This window comes from Roseomonas sp. F4 (assembly GCF_053891155.1).
In genome coordinates this window covers 1214202-1234971 of sequence record NZ_JBSSHK010000001.1, presented here as the reverse complement: position 1 = coordinate 1234971, position 20770 = coordinate 1214202, and the positions used below count along the sequence as shown (strand labels likewise).

Here is a 20770-nt window from a genome sequence, read left to right as displayed (position 1 = left end):
TTCAGGTCCTGGGCGTCATTGGCGGCGGGCCGGGCCAGAGTTACGGTTTGATGACAGGCCCCACAAGCGGGCCGGCGGGAAACACCATGCTGCATTTCGCACAATTCGGCGCCGGGCGCATCGGCGCCATCCATGCCCATAGCCTGGCCACCAGCGGCCTCGGCCAGCTGCGCCATGTGGTGGATGTGAACCACCCGGCTGCCGAGGCCCTGGCCGCGCGCCATGGCGCCAAGGCCAGCAGCACCGAGGCGGCGCTGGCCGATCCGGAGGTGGGCGCGGTGATCATCGCCAGCTCCACCGACACCCATGCGGACCTCATCATCGCCGCCGCCCGCGCCGGCAAGGCGATCTTCTGCGAGAAGCCCATCGACCTGTCGCTCGCCCGGGTGGATGCCTGCCTAGCCGAAGTGGCCAAGGCCGGCGTGCCCATGCTGGTCGGCTTCAACCGCCGCTTCGACCCGGATTTCTCGGAACTGCACCGCCGCATCCAGGCCGGCGCGATCGGCGCGGTGGAGCAGGTGGTCATCACCAGCCGCGACCCAGGACCGCCGCCGGTGGCCTATATCAAGGTCTCGGGCGGGCTGTTCCGGGACATGACGATCCATGACTTCGACATGGCCCGCTGGATGCTGGGGGAGGAACCCACCGAAGTCTTCGCCGCCGGCTCGAACCTGGTGGACCCGGAAATCGGCGCGGCGGGCGACATCGATTCCGCCATGGTGGTGCTGAAGACCAAGTCGGGCCGCATGGCCACCATCAACAACAGCCGCCGTGCCTCCTACGGCTACGACCAGCGGGTGGAGGTGCATGGCAGCCTCGGGCGGCTGATCGCCGGCAACCGCGTGGGCAGCACGGTGGAACAGGCCGATGCCCAGGCCGTCTCCACGGACAAGCCCCTGCACTTCTTCCTGGAACGCTACGCGCTGGCCTATCGCGCCGAAATGCTGGCCTTCATCGAGGCGGTGACCAAGGGCTCCCCCATGCCGGTCGGCGCCGCCGATGGGCGGCAGGCGCTGGTGCTGGCGGATGCCGCCCTGCGGTCGATGCAGGAAGGCCGGGTGGTGCAGCTGTGAACATCCGCCTGCCCGGCCGCCGCATCCTGGTAACCGGCGGCACCCAAGGCATCGGGGAGGGTGTGGCGCTCGCCGCCGCCGAAGCCGGCGCCGCGGCCATCTGCATCACCGGCCGCAACGCCGAACGCGCCGCCGCCGTGGTGCGGGCGCTGACGGAACACGGCACGGCTGCGCATTTCATCGCCGCCGACCTCGCCGATGCCGAGGCGACCGCCGGCATCCTGTCCCAGGCCGAAGCGGCGCTCGGGTTGATCGACGGGCTGGTGAACGCAGCGGGGCTGACCGATCGTGGCACCATCCTCGACACGGATGTGGCGCTATGGGACCGGCTGTTCGCCGTGAACGCCCGCGCGCCCTTCCTGCTGACCCAGGCTTTTGCCCGGCGCCTGGTGGCGGAGAAGCGGCCCGGTGCGATCGTCAACGTCATCACCATGTCGAGCCATGGCGGCCAGCCCTTCCTCACGGGCTATGCCGCCTCGAAAGGCGCGCTGGCGACATTCACCAAAAACACCGCCCATGGGCTGCGGCCGCACCGCATCCGGGTGAATGGCATCAATCTCGGCTGGGCCGATACGCCCGGCGAGCACGCCATCCAGGCAAAGGATGGCAACCCGCCCAACTGGCGCGAGACGGCCGAACCCACGCAGCCCTTCGGCCGGCTGATCCGCCCGGCCGATGTCGCCGGCCTCGCCACCTATCTTCTGTCCGACGCCGCCGAGATGATGACCGGCGCGCTGATCGACTTCGACCAGAACGTCATGGGGGCCTATGAATGACCAAGGATGAGCTGCGCCATCGCATGGCGGTCGCCGCCGGCATCGCGCAGGAGGCCGCCGCGCTGGCCTTTCGGATGCGCGCCAATGGCATGGCGGCGACGACCATGAAGGGCGCACAGGACTTCCTCACCGAGGCCGATGGCGCCACCGAGACCTTCATCCGCGCCGAACTCGCGAAGCACTTCCCGGATGATGCGATCATCGGCGAGGAACAGGGCGGCGCGGTGACGGGTGACGGACCTGTCTGGATCCTCGACCCGATCGACGGCACCTCCAACTTCTCCCGCGGTAGCGACCGCTGGTGCGTGTCCATCGGCATGGCGCAAGGCGGCCGCGCCGTGCTCGGCGCCATCGCCCGCCACGCCCCGGCGGAGGTCTTCGTCGGCGCGGAAGGCTGCGGCGCCACGGTGAACGGCAGGCCGATCCGGGGCGCCGCCACCACGGATATCGGCCTGGCCATCATCGAGGTCGGCTGGTCCCGCCGCCGGCCTCTCGCCGCCTTCCACCGCCTGGCGGAAGCGGTGATGGCGGCCGGCGCCGGGCTGCGCGTCGGCGGGTCCGGCACGCTCGGCCTGGTGGAAACGGCGATGGGGCGCCTCGACGGCTATATCGAGCAGCACATCAATTCCTGGGATGTCTGCGCCGCGCTTGCCATCGCGCGGGAGGCTGGCTGCTGGACCAGCGACTTCGACAGCGGCGACTGGATCGCCTCCGGCAACACCATCGGTATCGGCGCGCCGGCCCTTGGTCCGCAGCTGGCGGCGCTGATGGCGGAGGAGGCTTGAGCCGCGCGGTGCCCCGGCCTTAACTGAACCGTCACAAACACGAATTCGGACCGGCTTCATAAGGCCGGCCACCCCCTCGGAGGTTTCCCGTCCATGCGTACCCCCCAGCTTCTCGCCACCGGATTCGCCCTCGGCCTGACCGCCCTGCTGCCGGGCGCGGCTGCCGCCCAGGGCAACCTGACCGTCTATTGCTCGGTGCAGGAGGAATGGTGCCGCCCGATGGTCCAGGCCTTCGAGCGTGCCACCGGGGTGCGCGTCGCCATGACCCGCAAGTCCTCCGGCGAGACCATGACCCAGATCCGCGCCGAGGCCACCAATCCGCGCGGCGATGTCTGGTGGGGCGGCACCGGCGACCCGCATATGCAGGCGGCGGAGGAGAATCTGACGGAGGAATACCGCTCCCCCCGCATGGCCGATCTGCACCCCTGGGCGACGCGCCAGGCGGAACAGGCGCAGTTCCGCACCATCGGCATCTATGCCGGTGCGCTGGGCTATTCCTACAACACGGCGGAGCTGACCCGCCGCCGCATCGCCGCGCCCACCTGCTGGGCGGACCTCGCAAAGCCGGAATTCCGCGGTGAGATCCAGGTGGCCGACCCGAATACCAGCGGCACCGCCTATACCATGCTCGCCACGCTGCTTCAGGTGATGGGCGAGGAACCGGCCTTCACCTATCTCCGCGCCCTGCATCGCAATGTGAACCAGTACACCCGCTCCGGCGCCGCCCCCGCCCGCGCCGCCGCGACTGGGGAAACGCTGGTCGGCATCACCTTCCTGCATGATGCGGTGACCCAGAAGATCGCCGGCGCGCCGGTGGAAATCGTCGCCCCCTGCGAGGGCACGGGCTATGAGATCGGCTCCATGTCCATCATCCGCGGCGCGCGGAACATGGAGAATGCCCGGCGCTTCTACGATTGGGCGCTGACGCCGGAAGCCCAGGGCATCGCAGGCCAGGCCAATTCCTACCAGCTTCCCTCCAACCGCAATGCGCCCATCCCGCCCCAGGCGCCGCGCTTCGAGAATATCCGCCTGATCGACTACGATTTTGCTCGGTGGGGCTCGGCGGCGGAGCGGACCCGCGTGATCACCCGTTGGGAACGCGAAGTCCGCGCCGGCGCCCGCTGATTCTTTCGGGACAGGGCCGGGGCGGTGTCCCGGCCTGAACCGTACATGACCAGCCCGGATAGGCTCTGACATGGGCGCCCTGACCCTGGCCCGCGCCGCGCTGATCTGCGCGGTTGCTGGGCTGTTCCTCGCCCCCTGGCATGGCCTGGAGGATGGCTTCGCGGAACTCGCCACTTGGCCAGGGGACAGCGCGGCACCGCTGATCGCACTGCTGCTGGATGGGTCGCGCTGGTGGCTCTGGCCGGTGGCGGTGCTGCTGGCGCTCGTCGCCCCTGCCCTGCTGCGGGGCCGTGCTGGCGGCGGGCTCGCCTGGATCGGCGCCGGGCTGGTGCTGGCGGTGTTTGGCGCCGGCTATGCCATCGGGCTGAACGGGCTGAACTGGTCCTGGCTGGCGCCGCTGCTGGGCGCACCGCCGCCGCAGCCCTCCCTCGGCTGGGGCGCGCTGCTGGTGCTGGCGGGCGGCATCGGGCTGTTCGCGGCGGGCCAGGCGGCGCGCGGCCGCTTCGGCGCGGATGCCTTCGTCGCCTTCCTGGTCTGCGGCTGCGGCTTCCTGCTGATCCTGTTCGTCTTCCTGCCGCTGGTGAACATGCTCTCCGCCGCGCTGTACGAGGATGGGCGGCTGGCGCCCGCCGCCTTCGGCGCTCGGCTGGTGGCGCCGGAGGCCTGGAGCCTCGCCTGCCTCTCCACCCATGCCGGCTGCGGCGTGGTCTGGAACACGCTGCTGCTGGCGACGCTGACCGGCGTGATTTCCACCCTTCTGGGCCTCGGCTTCGCGCTGCTGGCGGTGCGCGGCGGGGTGCAGCAGAGCCGCTTCGGCGCCGGCGCCTTCCGCGCCATGACCATCCTGCCGCTGATCACCCCGCCCTTCGTCGTCTCGCTCGCCCTGATCGTGCTGTTCGGGCGCACCGGCATCGTCACGGGAGTCATGTGGGACTGGTTCGACATCCCGCGCAGCCGCTGGATCTATGGCCTGCCGGGCGTGCTGCTGGCACAGATCCTGGCCCAGGCGCCGATCGCCTTCCTGCTGCTGGATGGCGCGCTGCGCGCCATCTCCCCGAGCCTGGAGGAAGCGGCTGCGACCATGGGGGCGAAGCGCATGCGGGTCTTCCGCAACGTCACCTGGCCGCTGCTGAAGCCGGCCTTGGCCGCCGCCTTCCTGCTCGGCTTCGTCGAGAGCCTGGCGGATTTCGGCAATCCGCTGGTGCTCGGTGGCGATTTCGACGTGCTGTCCACCCGCATCTTCTTCGCCATCGCCGGCGCGCGGCACGATCCGGGCCGGGCGGCGGCGCTGGCCCTGCTGCTGCTGGCGCTCACCTTCGGCGCCTTTGCGTTCCAGGCCTGGTGGCTGGGCAAGCGGCGCTACACCACCGTCACCGGCAAGGGCGATTCCGGCCTGCCGGCGGCGCTGCCCAAGGGGCTGAAATTCACCTGCTCCATCGTGGTCTGGCCCTGGATGATCTTCACCGCGCTGGTCTATGGCATCATCCTGGTCGGTGGCTTCGTGCATGACATCGGCCGAGGCGACATGTCCTTCACCTGGCGGCATCTCGGCACCGGATTCGAGCTGGGCTGGTTCGACGGGCCGGCCTTCATCGGCAGCGCGTGGGACAGCCTGTTCACCACCATCCAGGTCGCCGCCATTTCCGCGCCGCTGACGGCGGGCCTCGGCATCCTTCTCGCCTGGCTGATCGCGCGCCAGAATTTTCCGGGGCGGCGCGGGCTGGAATTCATGACCATGCTGTCCTTCGCCATCCCCGGCACGGTGGTTGGCGTGTCCTACATCATGGCGTTCAACGTTCCGCCGGTGGAGCTGACCGGCACGGCGCTGATCCTGGTGATCTGCTTCGTCTTCCGGAACCTGCCGGTTGGCGTGCGCGGCGGCATCGCGGCGCTGGCGCAGATCGACCGCTCCCTAGACGAGGCCAGCGCCACCATGGGCGCGGGCGCCTTCACCACGCTGCGCCGGGTGGTGCTGCCGCTGCTGCGGCCGGCCATCGTCACGGCGCTGGCCTATTCCTTCGTCACCGCCATGACCGCCGTCTCCGCCGTCATCTTCCTGGTCTCGGCGCGGCACAACCTGGCCACGGTCTATATCGTCGGCCGGGTGGAGGCGGGCGAGATGGCACTCGCCATCGCCTATTCCACCGTGCTGATCGTCATCATGCTCGCGGTGGTGCTGGGCATCGAGAAGCTGGTCGGCCGCGCCCGCCTCGGCCGCGGCAGCGCCCCACCCATCCGCGCCGGAGCCTGACCGTATGACCGATATCGCCATCCGCTTCGACCGGGTGACCAAGGCCTTCGGCCCGGTGCGTGCCGTGGACGAGGTGTCGCTCGACCTGCCACGCGGCGCGCTGGTGACGCTGCTCGGCCCCTCCGGCTGCGGCAAGACCACCACGCTGCGGCTGGTCGCGGGGCTGGAACTGCCGACCGGTGGGCGGATCGAGATCGAGGGCCGCGACGTGACAGGGCTTTCCGCCGCCGAGCGCCGCATCGCCATGGTGTTCCAGTCCTATGCGCTGTTCCCGCATATGAACGTGCTGGAGAACGTCTCCTACGGCCTGCTGGTGAATGGCGCCCGCAAACCCTCCGCCGAGGCAGAGGCCAATGCCATGCTGAAGACCCTGGGCCTGGAAGGGCTGGGCCAGCGCCTGCCTTCGGAACTGTCGGGCGGCCAGCAGCAGCGCGTGGCGGTGGCCCGCGCCCTGGTGCTGCGGCCGCAGGTGCTGCTGTTCGACGAGCCGCTGTCCAACCTCGATGCCCGGCTGCGCCGCCGGGTGCGGGAGGATATCCGCGACCTGCAACGCAAGCTGGGCCTGTCGGTCGTCTATGTGACGCATGACCAGCAGGAGGCGCTGGCTGTCTCCGACCTGGTCTGCGTTATGCGCGCCGGCAAGATCGCGCAGATGGGCACGCCGACGGCGCTGTATGAAGACCCCGCCGACGCCTTCATCGCCGACTTCATGGGGGAGGCGAATGTGGTGACTGGGGAGGTGCTGGGCCCCGACCGCATCGCGCTCGGCGGCGTCGCGCTGGATGTGGCGATCCGCCCGCATCCGCCAGGCCCGGCGCAGATCGCCGTGCGCCCCGAATCCATCCTGCCGCAGCCGGAAGGCGCGCCCGGCCTGCCCGGCCGCATCCACCGCGCCGCCTTCCTCGGCCAGACAAGGGAATATGAGGTGGAGACGGCGGCCGGCATGCTGTTCGTGGTCACGCCCTCCGCCAGCCCGGCCTTCGCCGCCGGCGATGCCGTGTCCTGCCATATCGCGCGGGCCATCCCACTGCGGTAGGCTGGGGAACATTCGAAAGGGGCGCGCCATGCGGATCGACTACTATCTCAGCCTCGGCAGCCCCTGGGCCTATCTGGGCGCGGAGCGCATCAGCGCCCTGGCCGCGGCGCATGGTGCGACGCTGCGCCCCTATGCCTGCGACTACCGGGAGACGATCTTCCCGGCCTCCGGCGGCCTGCCTTTGCCCAAGCGCAGCCCGCAGCGCCAGGCCTATCGGATGCAGGAGCTGCGGCGCTGGCGCGACCATCTGGGCGTCCCGCTTCTGCTGACCCCGACCCCCTATGACGAGACGTTTGCCGCCGCCTGCGTCATCGCGCTGCGGGAGACGCAGGGCGATGCGCCGGCCGTGGCACTGGCGCATCGGCTGCTGCGCGCGCTCTGGGCCGATGGGCTGAACCCCGGGGACCGCGAAACCCTCGCCCGGCTGATCGGCGAGACGGGGGTGCAGGCAGAGCCACTGATGACCCTGGCCGAGGAGCCGCGCTGGGCCGCGATGCGCCAGGCCGACAGCGAGGCGGCCCTGGCCCGCGGCATCTTCGGCGCGCCCAGCTACGCGATCGGCGAGGAGTTGTTCTGGGGCCAGGACCGGCTGGATTTCGTCGAGCGTCATCTGTCGCGCATCGCCTGAATCAGCGGGATCGCCGGGCAGCCTTCCGCGTTATCGGGGCGGAGGAACACCGCCCATGACGCCCACCATCGCCCGCATCTGGCGCGGACGCACGCGCCGTGCCCGCGCCGATGAATACGAAGCCTACCACTACGAGGCCGGCATCCGGCCGCTGATCGGCGCCGCGCTCGGCGTGCAGACGCTGCGCGAGGATGTCGGCGCAGAGACGGAGTTCGTCACCATCTCCTACTGGCCAAGCCTCGCCGCCATGGCGCGCTTCACCGGGGGTGATCCGGCCGATGTCCACCACCTGCCGCGCGACAAGGAATTCCTGATCGAATTGCCGCGCCAGGTGCAGATCCTGCGGCTGCGTCACCATCATGGTGTCACCGCCGGCGGAGAACTTACGCCGTCTGATAGCGCGACAGCGCCAGGTCACCCGCATCGATCTCCGGCGCACGCCCGCTGATGAGGTCGGCCAGCACGCGGCCGGACCCGCAGGCCATGGTCCAGCCCAGCGTGCCGTGGCCGGTGTTCAGGGACAGGTTGGGGTAGCGCGTGGCGCCGACCACCGGCGTGCCATCCGGCGTCATCGGCCGAAGCCCGGTCCAGAAACTGGCCTGCGCCACATCGCCGCCGCGCGGGAACAGGTCCGTCACCGTATGTTCCAGCGTGCGCCGCCGCGGCCCGCGCAGCGTGGTGGAAAAGCCGGCGATTTCCGCCGTGCCGCCGACGCGGATGCGGTCGCCAAGCCGGGTGACGGCGATCTTGAAGGTCTCGTCCATCACCGTGGAAACCGGCGCACCCTCCGGGTCCGTCACCGGCAGCGTCAGCGAATAGCCCTTCACGGGGTAGACCGGCACATGCACCCCCAGCGGCCGCAACAGCTTCGGCGCGAAGCTGCCGAGCGCCACCACGTAGTGGTCAGCGGTGACGCGGCCCTGGTCGGTGGCGATGCCGGTGACGCGGCCGGCCTCCGTCTCGATGCCCTGGATGGTCACGCCCTGGCGGAACACCACGCCGGCCTGCTGGGCGAGCACCGCCAGGCGCTGGGTGAAGAGGAAGGCATCGCCCGTCTCATCCCCCGGCAGACGCAGGCCGCCGACATACTTTCCCTGCACGAAGCGCAGCGCCGGTTCCGCGGCAGCGCAGCCGGCGGCGTCCAGCACCTCATAGGGCACCCGAAACTGGTCGAGCACGCTGGTGTCCTGGCCCACGCCATCGAGCTGCTTCTGGGTGCGGAAAAGCTGCAGCGTACCCTGCATGCGCTGGTCGTACTGGATGCCGGTGGCGCCGCGCAGGTCGCGCAGCACGTCGCGCGAATACTCCGCCAGCCGCACCATGCGCGACTTGTTGCGGTTGTAGGCATCCTCGGTGCAGTTCGCGAGCAGCCGGGCCAGCCAGCCATAAAGCCGCGTATCCAGCAGCGGCCAGACCACCAGGGGGCGGTGGTGCATCATCAGCCACTTCAGCGCCTTCACCGGAATGCCTGGACCGGCCCAGGGGGCAGAATAGCCGGGCGAAACCTGGCCGGCATTGGCGAAGCTGGTCTCCATGCCCGGCGCCGGCTGGCGATCCAGCACCGTCACCTCATGCCCCGCCTGGGCCAGGTACCAAGCGCTGGCAACACCCACCACGCCACTGCCGAGCACAACGACGCGCATCTCATCACCCCTTCGGATCGAAGCCAGGATAGGCGCAGACTCCAGCGAATTTCATGCCGGACCGTCGCAGCATCCCTCGCCAGACGCGCCTGCACGCAATATCCTGCGCAAAATTCGCAGGATATTGCGTGTGGACGAGATCGACCGTGGCATCATTCGCGCCTTGCGCCAGGACGGCCGCATGCCGAATGCCGCACTCGCCACTGCGGTGGGCCTTTCGCCCTCCGCCTGCCTCCGCCGGCTACGGCTGCTGGAATCCCGGGGGATCATCCGGGGCTATACCGTGCTGGTCGATGACCCCTCCCCCGCCGGGATCGTCACGGTGATCGTGCAGATCACGCTGGACCGCCAGACCGACGACCATCTGCGCCGATTCGAGGATGCCGTGCGCCGCTGCCCGGAGGTGCGAGAGTGCCACCTGATGACCGGTATCGCCGACTATCTGCTGCGGGTGGAGGCGCGGGATGCCGCGGATTACGAGCGCATCCACAAGGAGGCGCTGTCCCGCATGCCGGGCGTGGCGCGCATCCAGTCCAGCTTCGCCATCCGCACGGTGATCCGCGGCGGGTGAAACCTAGACGCCGAACCTGACCCGGCCCTCGGCATCGATCGGCCAGGCGGGATTCCAGGCGATTTCCCAGGCATGGCCGTCCGGATCGGCCACATAGCCCCGGAATCCGCCCTGCGGCGGCGCATCGGCCGGGCGCAGCACACGGCCGCCGGCCGCCTCCAGTGATCGCATCGCCGCGGTCACCGCCTCCGCCGAGGTGACATTGTGGGCCAGGGTGACGGCGCCGGGCCGGTCCAGGCCGAGAAGACCCAGATCGGCCTCCATCGCCGGTCGCAGCCAGGTGCCGAGCATCAGGCCATTCATCTGGTAGAAGACGATCTCCGCATTCTCGAAGACCGGCACCCAGCCGAAGCCATCCCCGTAGAAGCGGCGGGACCGGGCGATCTCGGCAATGCCGAGGGTGATGACGGCAATCTGCTGCTGCATGGCGCATGTCCTTTCGGCCGTCATCCCCCATGCGCCGGCGCGGCGGGATCGTGCAAGCCGGCGGCTTCATCACCATTGCTGATATCCGGCATGGCCGGCGGCCCATGGCGAAGTCGGGCCGCCGCACCAATTCTCTGACCAAGGCCACGGCGCCACCCGCGCCGCGCCACACAGCATGAGGACGACCCTATGACCGAAACCCCCGACCTGTTCGGCCCCGTGAAGCTGGGCGGTCTGACCCTGCCCAACCGCATCGTCATGGCGCCGATGACGCGCAGCCGCGCGCCGGGCAATGTGCCCAACGCGCTGATGGCCGAATATTATGGCCAGCGCGCCTCCGCCGGCCTGATCGTCACCGAGGGCACCACGCCAGCCGCCAATGGCCGTGGCTACAGCGACATCCCCGGCCTCTACAGCGAAGCCCAGGTCGAAGGCTGGCGCGCGATCGCGCAGGCCGTGCATGCCAAGGGCGGGCATATCTTCGCGCAGCTCATGCATGTCGGCCGCATCGCGGTGCCGGAGCACCAGGATGGGCTGGAGCCGGTGGGCCCCTCCGCCATTGCCGCCAAGGGCCAGATGTACACCGCCGCCGGCATGAAGGACCTGCCGACGCCGCGCGCGCTGACCGAGGCCGAGATCGAGCAGATGATCGAGGCCTACGCCCAGGCGGCGCGCAACGCCGTGGCCGCCGGGCTGGATGGTGTCGAGATCCATGGGGCGAATGGCTATCTGCCGGGCCAGTTCCTGGCGCCGAACAGCAACAAGCGCACCGACAAGTGGGGCGGCTCCGCCGAGAACCGCGCGCGCTTCCTGATCGCCATCACCGATGCCGCCGCCAAGGCGATCGGGCCGGAGCGTGTGGGTGTGCGGCTCAGCCCGGGCAACCCCTTCAACGACATCGACGATCCGGATGTGGAGGGCAGCTACACCCCGGTGATCCAGGGCATCTCCGGCAAGGGGCTCGCCTATGTCCACTTCCTCGATGCCAAGCCAGCCTTCGATGTCATCGGCCTGGCGCGCAAGCATTTTGGTGGGCCGATCATCCTGAACGCGGGCTACGACAAGGCGCGCGCCCAGGCGGATATCGCCAGTGGCCGCGCCGACCTGATCGCCTTCGGGTCCAGCTACATCAGCAACCCGGACCTGGTGGAGCGCCTGAAGCAGGACGCCCCGCTGAACGCGCCGGACCAGGCCACCTTCTACGGTGGCGACGCCAAGGGCTACACGGACTATCCGAAGCTGGCGGCGTAACATCGCACCGACCCTCTCCCCCACATCGGGGGAGAGAGTTTGCGCGAGCTACCAGCCGATCGCCCGCGGCAGCCAGGTGGCCATGCCGGGGGCGAGATAGACGAAGACCACGGCCAGCAGCTGCATGACGACGAAGGGGACCACGCCGCGGTAGATATGCCCGGTGGTGATCTCCGGCGGCGCCACGCTGCGCAGGAAGAACAGCGCCCAGCCGAAGGGCGGCGTCAGGAAGCTGGTTTGCAGCATTACGCAGATCAGGGTGGCCAGCCACACCGGGTCCACCCCCGCCTGCGCGAAGATCGGCAGGAACAGCGGCACGGCGATGTAGCTGATCTCGATCCATTCGAGGAAGAAGCCGAGCACGAAGACCAGCATCAGCATGAACCAGATGTCGGCGCCGACGCCGCCCGGCAGGAAGGCAAACAGGTCCTCGACCAGCTGTTCCCCGCGCAACCCGCGGAAGGCGAGCGCAAAAACCTGAGCGCAGATCAGGATGAACATCATCATCGCCGTGATCCGCGCGGTGGAACGCAGCGTCTCCACCACCAGCGACCAGCTCAACCGCCCCCCCAACGCGCAGACGATCAGCGCGCCGAGCGCGCCCATCGCCGCCGCTTCCGTCGGTGCCGCGATGCCCGCGATGATGGAGCCCAGCACGGCGGCGACCAGACCCAGTGGCGGGGCGATGACGCGCACCAGCTTCGCCAGCAACTGCCGCGTCGAGATCAGAGCACGCTCCTCCGCCGGCACCGCCGGCACCATCTCGGGCCGGAAGATGCCGAGGGCCAGGATGTACACGCAGTAGATGCCCGACAGCATCAGGCCCGGCAGCACCGCGGCGGCGAAGAGCGTGCCGACCGAGAGGTTCATGATATCCGCCAGCAGGATCAGGATCAGGCTCGGCGGAATGATTTGCCCCAGCGTGCCGGAGGCGCAGATCACGCCGCAGGCGAGACCCGGGTCGTAGCCGCGCTTCAGCAGCGCCGGCAGCGTCAGCAGGCCGAGCGTCACAACCGTGGCGCCGACGATGCCCGTGGTCGCGCCCATCAGCACGCCGACGAAGACGATGCCGAGGCCCAGGCCGCCGCGTAGCGCGCCTGACAGCCGCCCCACCACCTCCATCAGGTCTTCCGCGAGGCGCGATTTCTCCAGCGCCACGCCCATGAAGACGAACAGCGGAATCGCCAGCAGTGAATAGCTGGTGACCACGCCATAGATGCGCGCGGGCAGCAGGTTGAACAGCATCGGCCCGAAGCCAAGCCAGCCAAAGGCGAAGCCGGAGACGGCCAGGGTCAGCGCCACCGGCATGCCGAGCATCAGCAGGCCGAAGAACGCCACCAGCATGAGGATGGCGTAGATCTCTGTCAGGGGCATGTGAATCTCAGCGAAGGCGCGAGAGGGAGCGCAGCGTCTCCGCCACGAATTGCAGCAGCAGCAGCGCGAAGCCCGCGGGGATGAAGGCCTTCAGCAGATAGCGCGCGGGAATACCACCCGGATTGGCGGAGCCCTCATCCTGCCCCCAGCTCTGCATCACGTAGCGCCAGGACAGCTGAATGACGAGCACGCACACCGCCATGCCGGCCACGCCCGCTAGCACATCGACGCGCGCCTTGTTGCGCTCCGAGAATCCGGCATAGAGCACGTCAACGCGCACATGTTCGCCATGCCGCAGCGCATAGGCCGCGCCGATCAGCGCGATGGGTGCCATCAGGTGCCACTCAAGCTCCTGCGCCCAGACGCTGCCGAGCGAAAAACCGTAGCGCAGCAGCACATTGCTCGCCATCACCAGCACCAGGGCGGCGACGGCGAGCGCGGAAAGCTGGCCGATGCGGTCGACGACTCCGTCGATCGCATCGGCCGCGCGCGAGAGACCCGCCATCAGCCCTGGCGGATCTTGTTGTGGTAGGGAACCTCGCTATAGGTCGACCAGGCCTCGAACTTCTGCTTGTAGGCCATGTAGCTGTCATGCACGCGCTTGGTCACCGCATCGCGCGCCACGGCCTCCTCCAGCACGGCATTCGTCTCGGTGCGAAGGCGCGCCACCACCTCGTCCGGCAGCGGCAGGGCGTTGACGCCCTGGTTCCTGATCAGGTCCTCCATCGCCTCGGCATTGTTCTTCTGGCACCAGGCCTCGGAGATCACATTGCAGGCGGCGACAGCATTTTCCACGATCGCCTTGAGGTCGGCGGGCAGCCGCGCCCAGGCGGCCTTGTTGATGATGAGCTCGGAGGCCGTCGCCGTCTCATGCCAGCCGGTCGTGTGGTAGTATTTCGCGACGCGCTGCAGGCCGAGCTGGCGATCGAGATAGGGCCCGACGAATTCGGCCGCATCGATCACGCCGCGTTCGAGTGCCGGAAAAATCTCGCCGCCCGGCAGCAGCCGCACATCAACGCCGAGCTTCTGGTAGACGCGCCCGGCGAGGCCCGGGATGCGCATCTTCAGCCCCCGGAAATCCTCCACCTTCTCGATCGGGCGGCGGAACCAGCCGGTCATCTGCACGCCGGTATTGCCGCAGAGGAAGGGCACCAGGTTGAAGCGGTCGTACACCTCGCGCCACAGGTCGAGGCCACCGCCGTCATACATCCAGCCATTCAGCCCCTGGTAGTTCAGGCCGAAGGGCACCGCGGTGAAGTACTGCGCCGCAAAAGTCTTGCCGGTCCAGAAATAGGCGTTTGCATAATTCATCTCGACGATGCCGGAGGAGACGGCATCGAACCCCTCGCCGGCGGGAATCAACTCCCCGGCGCCGAAGAATTGGATGCGGATGCGGTTGTTCGACATCTTCTGGATGCGGTCGATCAGGTCCTTGGCGGAGCCCGGACCGGTCGAATAGAAGGCCGCCTGCGGGCCGTAGAAGCTGGTCATGCGCCAGTTGAAGGTGGTCTGGGCGGTGGCGACGGTGGGCGCGGCGAGCACGCCAGCCCCCGCTGCGCTGGCGATCAGGTTGCGACGCTGCATCAGGCCTCTCCCGGATTGGTGGCCACGAGGTCAGCAAGCCGCGTGCCAGCCCCGAAACGAGCCTGGCGGCGCCAGGCCGCCCTGGCAGCGCCCATTTCCCGACCGCGCTGCACGGATATAAGGCAGCCTTCCCCGGATTGGCGGCGGCGCCGACCCGTCCTAGCTTCGGTGCCGACCTTACGGAGAGTCCCCTGCATGTCCGACGCCGCCGAACCCTTCGACCTTGTCCTGCGCGGCGCCGTGGTGCTGTCTGACCGCGTTCTGGCGGATGGCTATGTCGCCATCCGCGGCGAGACCATCGCGGCGATCGGCGAGGGTGTGACGCCGCCGGCCAAGGCCGTGGCGGACCATCGCGGCCGGCTGATCCTGCCCGGCCTAGTCGACGGCCATATGCACACCTCCTCCTCCACCGGCTGGCCAGGGATCGAGAATGCGACGATGACGGCCGCCGCCGGCGGCGTCACCACCGTCTGCGACATGCCCTATGACGTGCCGAACCCGGTGACCACGGCGGCGATCTTCGTCGACAAGGTGGAATGGGTGAACCGCCTGGCGCATGTCGACATGGCGCTCTACGGCACCATCCGGAAGGATGGCGGGGCGGAGGATATCGAGGCCCTGGCAGCGGCGGGCGCCAGCGCCTTCAAGCTTTCCACCTATGAATACGATGCTCACCGCTTCCCGCGCATCGACCATCCCACCATGCTCGCCGCGCTGACCAAGATGGCGAAGACCGGCCTGATGGTGGCCGTGCACAATGAGGACCAGGAGCTGGTGGTGAAGCTGACGGAGGCCGCCAAGGCCGCCGGCAACACCTCCCCCATCTGGCATTGCCGCACCCGCCCGCCGCTGACCGAAAGCATGGCGGATCTCGAGATCTTCGAGATGGCGCTGGAAACCGGCGCGCATGTGCATATCGCGCATTCCTCCATCGCCCGCGGCTTCGAACTGGCGAAGATCTATCGCGGCATGGGGGCCAAGACCTCCGGCGAGGCCTGCATCCAGTATCTCTGCATGACGGAGGAGGACATCGTCCGGCTCCAGGGCTTCGGCAAATGCAACCCTCCCTTCCGCACGGCGGAGGAGGTGGAGCGCATGTGGGGCGCGATGGATGCCGGCATCATGGCCTATGTCTCCACCGACCACGCGCCCTGGCCGAAGGCGAAGAAGGAATACAACGGCGACATCTTCCCGGTCGGCGCCGGCCTGACCGGCCTGCAGAGCTTCGCACCGCTGATGTATACGTTGCTGGCGGAGCGCGGCCTGTCGCCCACGGTGATGGCGCGCATGTGCTCGGAGGAGCCGGCCCGCTATCACGGGCTGAACCCGAAGAAGGGCGGCATCCGCATCGGCGCCGATGCGGATTTCTGCGTGCTGGAAACCGGCGACTTCGTCTTCGACGAGCGCATCATCCAGGACCGCGACGATTTCCGCTGGTCGCCCTATCACGGCCGCGCCATGAAGGCGCGCGTCGCCGCCACCATCCTGCGTGGTGCCGAGATCTGGAACGGCACGGAGGTGAAGGCGAAGCCTGGCAGCGGCCGCTTCGTGCCCCGCCAGCACGCCAACAGCGCGCTCGACTGATGGCCGACCACGGCTACTACATCCGCCACCTGGCGGTGGAACTGCGGCTGGCGGTGGCGGAGCATATCGCCGATGCCACGCTCGCCGCCGGCCGCCAGGCGGCGCTGCTGCCGCTGACCGTCGTGGTGCTGGATGCCGGTGGCCATGTGGTGGTGCAGAAGCGGGAGGATGGCTCCGGCATCCTTCGCGCGGAGATCGCGCGCGGCAAGGCGCATGGCGCGCTGGGCATGGGCATCGGCAGCCGCATCATCCGCGACCGGCTGAAGGAACGCCCGGCCTTCCAGGCGGCGATCGCCGCGGCCAGCGACGGGCGCTTCATCCCCGTTCCCGGCGGCGTGCTGATCTGCCGGGAGGATGGCGCGGTGATTGGCGCGGTCGGCGTCAGCGGCGATGCCTCCGACAAGGATGAATACGCGGCCATCGCCGGCGTTCGGGCCGCCGGGCTGGTCCCCCATCCCGAAACGCCCGTGGAGGGTTGGCGCGATGCAGGACTTTAGGATTTCGCGACGGGCGTTATTGGCGGCCGGCGGCACCTTGCTGGCCGCACCGGCCCTGGCGCAGGCTTTTCCGGATCGGCCGATCCGCTTGATCATCCCCTTCCCCGCCGGTGGCCCCACCGACGTCTATGCCCGCTTCTACGCGGACCGCATGACGCGGGAGCTGGGCCAGCCGGTGGTCACCGAGAATCGCGGCGGCGCCGGGGGTGCCATCGGCTCGCTCGAAGTGGCTCGCGCGCGGCCGGATGGCCACACGCTGCTGTTCGGCACCGCCTCCACCCATGCGCTGTACAATCTGGTGACCCGCCAGCCGCAATATGACGCGACGAAGGATTTTCTCGCCGTCGCCACGCTGGGTGGCGGACCGCTCTGCTGGCTGGCCAATCCCAACCAGCCGGCGACCCTGCCGGCCTTCCTGGCCGCGGCGCGCGGCGCCAATCCGCCGCTGGCCTATGGCTCGCCGGGGACCGGCACGTTGATGCATCTGGCGACCGAGATCCTGAAGCGTGAAGGCGGCGCCACCAGCCTCAGCCATATCCCCTATCGCGGCGCGGCGCCGGCGATGAATGACCTGCTCTCGGGCACGCTGGCGCTGGCGGTGAACACGCTGGGCGCCGGCCTGCCGCTGCACCAGTCTGGCCGCGCCCGGATGCTGGCGGTCGCCTCGAACGCCCGCGCGCCGCAGGCCCCCGATGTGCCGACGGCGGCGGAGGCGCTCGGGCGTCCGGATTTCACCGCGGTGCTATGGCATGCCGTCTTCGCACCCCCCGGCCTGCCGGCCCCGGTGCTGGCCCGGCTTTCGGCCGCCACCAACGCGGCCTTGGCGGATGCCAGCTTCCGCGCCAGCCTGGCGGCTGCCGGCATCGAGCCCGCCGCCCCCGGTTCGCCAGAAACGGCCGCGTCCTATATAGCGGCCGAACAGGCGCGCTACGCGCCGATCGTCGAGGCGATACGACCGGAGTTGGATGCATGACCGCCGATGACCAGGATGAGGCCCCGCCCCCGGGCCTCGCAACCCAGCATATCGTGGCCATCGGCATTCTGGTCCTCATCGGACTCGGCGTGACGGCCTATGAGCTGCTGGGGCTGAGCCCGGACGATTTTGGTGGCATGACCATGGTGATCGGCGGCGTGATCGTGTTCGCGCTGGCGCTGAAGCTGACCCTGCAGCGCTGAGGCCTTCCGGCCGGCATGGTCCCGATGTGGGGATCACGCTAGAGCCGGACCCAACATGACCAGAGTAGTCCCGGCATGAGCCAGCCCCCGCATCCGCGCCGCCCCTCCGGCCAGCGCTGGATCAAGCGCCCACCGCGCCCCTCCCGCACCACGCTGCCCGGGCCGCCGCCCAGGGTGGGGCCGGGGCGCGGGCATCTGCTGATGGCCATCGCCACGGGCGTCGCCACCGGCATCGTCGGCGTGGTGCTGGCGCAGCTCGCGGGCGCCCGGCAGGGCGTGCCGGGCTTCGCCGCCGGGCTGGGCTTCATCCTTGGATTCATCGTGCTGTGGCGCGGCTTCGGCGGCACCCGGCAAGACATCAGGAACCTGTTCAAATGAGCCGCCTCCTCACCATCGCCGGCGCCCAGATGGGCCCCATCCAGCGCGCCGACGACCGCGCCGCGACCCTCGCCCGGATGGTGGCGCTGCTGGAGGCGGCAGCGGCCCAGGGCGCGAAGCTAGTTGTGTTCCCCGAACTCGCCTTCACCACCTTCTTCCCGCGCTGGCCCATGGAGCGGGACGCGCCGGAGCTGCTGGCGAGCTTCGAGACCGCCATGCCGAACCCGGCGGTGCAGCCGCTGTTCGACCGGGCGCGGGCACTCGGGGTGGGCTTCTATGTCGGCTATGCGGAGCTGACGCCGGAAGGCCAGCGCTTCAACAGCGCCATCACCGTCGGTCCGGATGGCCAGATCCTGTTCAAGTACCGCAAGATCCACCTGCCCGGCAGCGACCGGGTCAAGGACGGCCAGAAGTACCAGCAGCTCGAAAAGATGTATTTCGAGTATGGCGACATGGGCTTCCCCGTGGCGCGGGGGCCGGAGGCCTGGGGCCGCGCGGTGCTCGGCATGCTGGTCTGCAACGACCGCCGCTGGCCGGAAGGCTGGCGCTGCCTGGGCCTGCAGGGGGTGGAGCTGGTGATGGTCGGCTACAATTCCGCCGCCTATGACCCCAATGGCGGTGAGGGCGAGAGCGAGGAGCTGCGCACTTTCCACTCCATCCTGGCCGCCCAGTCCAACGCCTATATGAACGCCACCTGGGCGATCGCCGTGGCCAAGGCGGGGGTGGAGGATGGCGCCGGGCTGATCGGCGGGTCCTGCATCGTCGACCCGAATGGCCGCGTGGTGGCGCAGGCCAAGACCAAGGGCGACGAGGTCATTGTGGCGGAGGTGGATTTCGACGCCTGCCTGCAAGGCAAGGAGAAGATGTTCAATTTCGCGGCGCATCGCCGGCCGCAGTGGTATGGTCGGATTGTGGAACAGGTGGGGGTGGTGGCGCCCGACTGAGCGGGCGCTACCGCGCGCCGGGCACCGTTTCCGGCCGCGCCGCCTGCCGCAAGCGCTTCACCTCATACAGCGCCCGGTCGGCATGCTCGATGCCGGCATCGATCCCCCCGGCGTCGCGCGGCAGGATGGCGGTGCCGATGCTGCACCCCAGCGACAGCCGCCCCATCGGCGTCACCAGCCCCTCCGCCAGGGCGGTCTGGAAGCGCAGGGAGACCTCGGTCGCCGCGGTCTCGGCCAGGGCGGCGGGGCCGCGCAGGCAGATCAGGAACTCGTCGCCGCCCATCCGAACGGCGCAGTCGCCGACCCGCAAATGGCCCTCCAGCCAACGCCCGATAGCCGCAAGCACGGCATCGCCCGCGGCATGGCCGAGCTTGTCGTTGATCGGCTTGAAGCCATCGAGGTCCAGCATCAGCAGGGCGCAGTCGTGCTCGGCCTCCGGATGCGCGCTGCGCCATTCGGCGAAGCCGGCGCGGTTCAGCAGGCCGGTCAGCGGGTCGCGCCAGGCAGTGTCGCGCAGCCGGCGCAGCGTACCGGCCATCCATTCCAGCTCGGCGGAGACATTCGCGCCCGCCATGTCCCGACCGGTCAGCGCCCCCAGCGCGCGACCGAAGCGGTCGACAATGGCACCGGCCACCAGCGCCGCCAGCAGGGCCACGCCCAGGGTCCCAATCACGAGCCAGGTGGCGAGCGATGGCAGCGGCGCCAAAGCGAGGCGGACATCCCGCCGCGCCACGACCTGCCAGCCCAGCCCGGGATGGGCGGCATAGCCATGGGTGCGGGCGAAGCCGGCCTGCTGGTCGCCCGCGGTCAGGACCCAGCCGGTTTCCCGGTTCCGCCGCGCCGCGTCCAGCGCCGCATCGGCGAGTGGCCGACCGCGCAGCGCCTCCGGCCCCAGCAGCACGCCGCCATCGCTGCCCAGCACGAGAAATTCCGGCGGCGGCCGCTCCGGGCTCGTCCGCGTCATCTCCTGCCGGATGCCCTCTGCCCAGAGCCAGTTCATATGGCCCGCGACGACGCCGAGCGTGCGGCCGTCGCGGCTGACCACGGGGGCGGCCGCATCCACGAAATAGGCGTTCTCCCCGCCCTCGGAGGCCGGCAGAAGCCGGGCCAGCAGGACCGCGGGATGGACATCGCCCAGATAGAGCCCCGCCAGCCCGCCCGGGAACCAGGGGCGGGCGGAGACATTCACCCCCTCCAGCAGCCCGCCCGTCGCGGCGATCACACGGCCATCCGTGCCGGCGAAGCCGATCCAGGAGAATTCGGGCGATCGGGTCTTCAGGTCATCCAACAGCCGCCGTGCCACCGCCGGCTCCGCGGGTTCCGCCTGGAAGGCGGCGAAGCGGGCCAGCATCGCGACATCCTGCCCCCAGGCCGCCAAGCCGGCATCAAGTCGGCCGGCCATGACGCTGGCGGCCGCGGCCAGCCGCTGGCCCTGCTCCTCCAGCAGCAGGCCCCGTTCCCGCATCAGCACCAGGGCGGACAGGCCGCCACCCACCAGAAGGCAGGATATGCCAATGGTCAGCATGCTGCGGAGGCGGGAGGCGAAGAAGCGGAAGGGGTCGCGCAGAGACAAGGTGGCATCCGTCTTTGGGTGCAAGCCTCCATCTAGCGCAACCTTGGCGTGTGCCGATGTTCAATTTTGTAGAGAAGCGCGACCTTCTTGGCGGA

22 protein-coding genes are annotated in these 20770 nt (G+C 69.4%); 16 read left to right on the top strand and 6 right to left on the bottom strand.

The features are described 5' to 3' along the window. Nucleotides 1-86 precede the first annotated feature (86 nt). The 8 genes from iolG to ACVFYP_RS05980 all read left to right on the top strand — a co-directional run bounded on the left by iolG (nucleotide 87) and on the right by ACVFYP_RS05980 (nucleotide 8122). Nucleotides 87-1073: an inositol 2-dehydrogenase gene (iolG, locus tag ACVFYP_RS06015; RefSeq protein ID WP_499199213.1), complete on the top strand. Its 987-nt coding sequence runs from the start codon at nucleotides 87-89 to the stop codon at nucleotides 1071-1073. Further along, the gene (locus tag ACVFYP_RS06010) at nucleotides 1070-1849 is read left to right on the top strand and encodes an SDR family oxidoreductase (RefSeq protein WP_499199212.1); all 780 of its coding nucleotides are present in this window, start codon (nucleotides 1070-1072) and stop codon (nucleotides 1847-1849) included. The genes iolG and ACVFYP_RS06010 overlap by 4 nt, the downstream gene beginning before the upstream one ends. Beyond that, the gene (locus tag ACVFYP_RS06005) at nucleotides 1846-2634 is read left to right on the top strand and encodes an inositol monophosphatase family protein (RefSeq protein WP_499199211.1); all 789 of its coding nucleotides are present in this window, start codon (nucleotides 1846-1848) and stop codon (nucleotides 2632-2634) included. The genes ACVFYP_RS06010 and ACVFYP_RS06005 overlap by 4 nt, the downstream gene beginning before the upstream one ends. Nucleotides 2635-2727: 93 nt before the next feature. Continuing rightward, nucleotides 2728-3759 carry an ABC transporter substrate-binding protein gene (locus ACVFYP_RS06000; protein ID WP_499199210.1) on the top strand — a complete coding sequence of 344 codons (1032 nt, stop codon included), beginning with the start codon at nucleotides 2728-2730 and terminating at the stop codon, nucleotides 3757-3759. A gap of 70 nt (nucleotides 3760-3829) precedes the next feature. Continuing rightward, nucleotides 3830-6010, top strand: a complete 2181-nt coding sequence (locus ACVFYP_RS05995; protein ID WP_499199209.1) for an ABC transporter permease — start codon at nucleotides 3830-3832, stop codon at nucleotides 6008-6010. A gap of 4 nt (nucleotides 6011-6014) precedes the next feature. Continuing rightward, the gene (locus tag ACVFYP_RS05990; protein WP_499199208.1) at nucleotides 6015-7046 is read left to right on the top strand and encodes an ABC transporter ATP-binding protein; all 1032 of its coding nucleotides are present in this window, start codon (nucleotides 6015-6017) and stop codon (nucleotides 7044-7046) included. A gap of 28 nt (nucleotides 7047-7074) precedes the next feature. Then, nucleotides 7075-7674 carry a 2-hydroxychromene-2-carboxylate isomerase gene (locus ACVFYP_RS05985; RefSeq protein ID WP_499199207.1) on the top strand — a complete coding sequence of 200 codons (600 nt, stop codon included), beginning with the start codon at nucleotides 7075-7077 and terminating at the stop codon, nucleotides 7672-7674. 55 nt (nucleotides 7675-7729) lie between these two features. Beyond that, a complete protein-coding gene (locus tag ACVFYP_RS05980; RefSeq protein ID WP_499199206.1) occupies nucleotides 7730-8122 on the top strand; it encodes a hypothetical protein in 393 nt (130 codons plus the stop codon). Here ACVFYP_RS05980 and ACVFYP_RS05975 read toward each other — a convergent pair. Further along, nucleotides 8058-9317 (bottom strand): D-amino acid dehydrogenase, encoded by a 1260-nt coding sequence (locus ACVFYP_RS05975; RefSeq protein WP_499199205.1) that lies wholly within the window; start codon nucleotides 9315-9317, stop codon nucleotides 8058-8060. The two genes, ACVFYP_RS05980 and ACVFYP_RS05975, sit on opposite strands and share 65 nt — an antisense overlap. Before the next feature lie 130 nt (nucleotides 9318-9447). Between ACVFYP_RS05975 and ACVFYP_RS05970 the strand changes: the two genes are divergently transcribed. Beyond that, on the top strand, nucleotides 9448-9888 hold the full coding sequence (locus ACVFYP_RS05970; protein ID WP_499199204.1) for an Lrp/AsnC family transcriptional regulator: 441 nt from the start codon (nucleotides 9448-9450) through the stop codon (nucleotides 9886-9888). A 3-nt stretch (nucleotides 9889-9891) separates the two neighbouring features. Here the strand turns inward: ACVFYP_RS05970 and ACVFYP_RS05965 are convergent, their stop codons facing one another. After that, complete coding sequence (locus ACVFYP_RS05965; protein WP_499199203.1) at nucleotides 9892-10314, bottom strand: VOC family protein; 423 nt, start codon at nucleotides 10312-10314, stop codon at nucleotides 9892-9894. A 189-nt stretch (nucleotides 10315-10503) separates the two neighbouring features. Here ACVFYP_RS05965 and ACVFYP_RS05960 point away from each other — a divergent pair, with 189 nt between their 5' ends. Beyond that, a complete protein-coding gene (locus ACVFYP_RS05960; RefSeq protein WP_499199202.1) occupies nucleotides 10504-11565 on the top strand; it encodes an alkene reductase in 1062 nt (353 codons plus the stop codon). A gap of 48 nt (nucleotides 11566-11613) precedes the next feature. Here ACVFYP_RS05960 and ACVFYP_RS05955 read toward each other — a convergent pair whose 3' ends face one another. Genes ACVFYP_RS05955 through ACVFYP_RS05945 form a run of 3 tightly spaced genes read right to left on the bottom strand, consistent with a single transcriptional unit; the run spans nucleotide 11614 to nucleotide 14523 of the window. Next, nucleotides 11614-12939 (bottom strand): TRAP transporter large permease, encoded by a 1326-nt coding sequence (locus tag ACVFYP_RS05955; protein ID WP_499199201.1) that lies wholly within the window; start codon nucleotides 12937-12939, stop codon nucleotides 11614-11616. Nucleotides 12940-12946: 7 nt separating this feature from the next. Continuing rightward, complete coding sequence (locus ACVFYP_RS05950; RefSeq protein WP_499199200.1) at nucleotides 12947-13444, bottom strand: TRAP transporter small permease subunit; 498 nt, start codon at nucleotides 13442-13444, stop codon at nucleotides 12947-12949. Then, nucleotides 13444-14523, bottom strand: a complete 1080-nt coding sequence (locus ACVFYP_RS05945; protein ID WP_499199199.1) for a TRAP transporter substrate-binding protein — start codon at nucleotides 14521-14523, stop codon at nucleotides 13444-13446. The genes ACVFYP_RS05950 and ACVFYP_RS05945 overlap by 1 nt, the downstream gene beginning before the upstream one ends. Before the next feature lie 195 nt (nucleotides 14524-14718). On the opposite strand from ACVFYP_RS05945, the gene ACVFYP_RS05940 reads away from it, so the two are divergent. The 6 genes from ACVFYP_RS05940 (at nucleotide 14719) to ACVFYP_RS05915 (ending at nucleotide 19102) form a co-directional block, all read left to right on the top strand. Next, nucleotides 14719-16107 (top strand): dihydroorotase, encoded by a 1389-nt coding sequence (locus tag ACVFYP_RS05940; protein ID WP_499199198.1) that lies wholly within the window; start codon nucleotides 14719-14721, stop codon nucleotides 16105-16107. Continuing rightward, the gene (locus tag ACVFYP_RS05935) at nucleotides 16107-16604 is read left to right on the top strand and encodes a GlcG/HbpS family heme-binding protein (RefSeq protein ID WP_499199197.1); all 498 of its coding nucleotides are present in this window, start codon (nucleotides 16107-16109) and stop codon (nucleotides 16602-16604) included. The genes ACVFYP_RS05940 and ACVFYP_RS05935 overlap by 1 nt, the downstream gene beginning before the upstream one ends. Then, complete coding sequence (locus tag ACVFYP_RS05930; RefSeq protein WP_499199196.1) at nucleotides 16591-17577, top strand: Bug family tripartite tricarboxylate transporter substrate binding protein; 987 nt, start codon at nucleotides 16591-16593, stop codon at nucleotides 17575-17577. Before ACVFYP_RS05935 ends, ACVFYP_RS05930 begins: the two co-directional genes overlap by 14 nt. Continuing rightward, the gene (locus ACVFYP_RS05925) at nucleotides 17574-17780 is read left to right on the top strand and encodes a hypothetical protein (RefSeq protein ID WP_499199195.1); all 207 of its coding nucleotides are present in this window, start codon (nucleotides 17574-17576) and stop codon (nucleotides 17778-17780) included. Before ACVFYP_RS05930 ends, ACVFYP_RS05925 begins: the two co-directional genes overlap by 4 nt. A 75-nt stretch (nucleotides 17781-17855) precedes the next feature. After that, nucleotides 17856-18158 (top strand): hypothetical protein, encoded by a 303-nt coding sequence (locus tag ACVFYP_RS05920; RefSeq protein ID WP_499199194.1) that lies wholly within the window; start codon nucleotides 17856-17858, stop codon nucleotides 18156-18158. Next, the gene (locus ACVFYP_RS05915) at nucleotides 18155-19102 is read left to right on the top strand and encodes an N-carbamoyl-D-amino-acid hydrolase (protein ID WP_499199193.1); all 948 of its coding nucleotides are present in this window, start codon (nucleotides 18155-18157) and stop codon (nucleotides 19100-19102) included. Before ACVFYP_RS05920 ends, ACVFYP_RS05915 begins: the two co-directional genes overlap by 4 nt. Before the next feature lie 7 nt (nucleotides 19103-19109). Here the strand turns inward: ACVFYP_RS05915 and ACVFYP_RS05910 are convergent, their stop codons facing one another. Next, the gene (locus ACVFYP_RS05910; protein ID WP_499199192.1) at nucleotides 19110-20675 is read right to left on the bottom strand and encodes a GGDEF domain-containing protein; all 1566 of its coding nucleotides are present in this window, start codon (nucleotides 20673-20675) and stop codon (nucleotides 19110-19112) included. Nucleotides 20676-20770 lie beyond the last annotated feature (95 nt).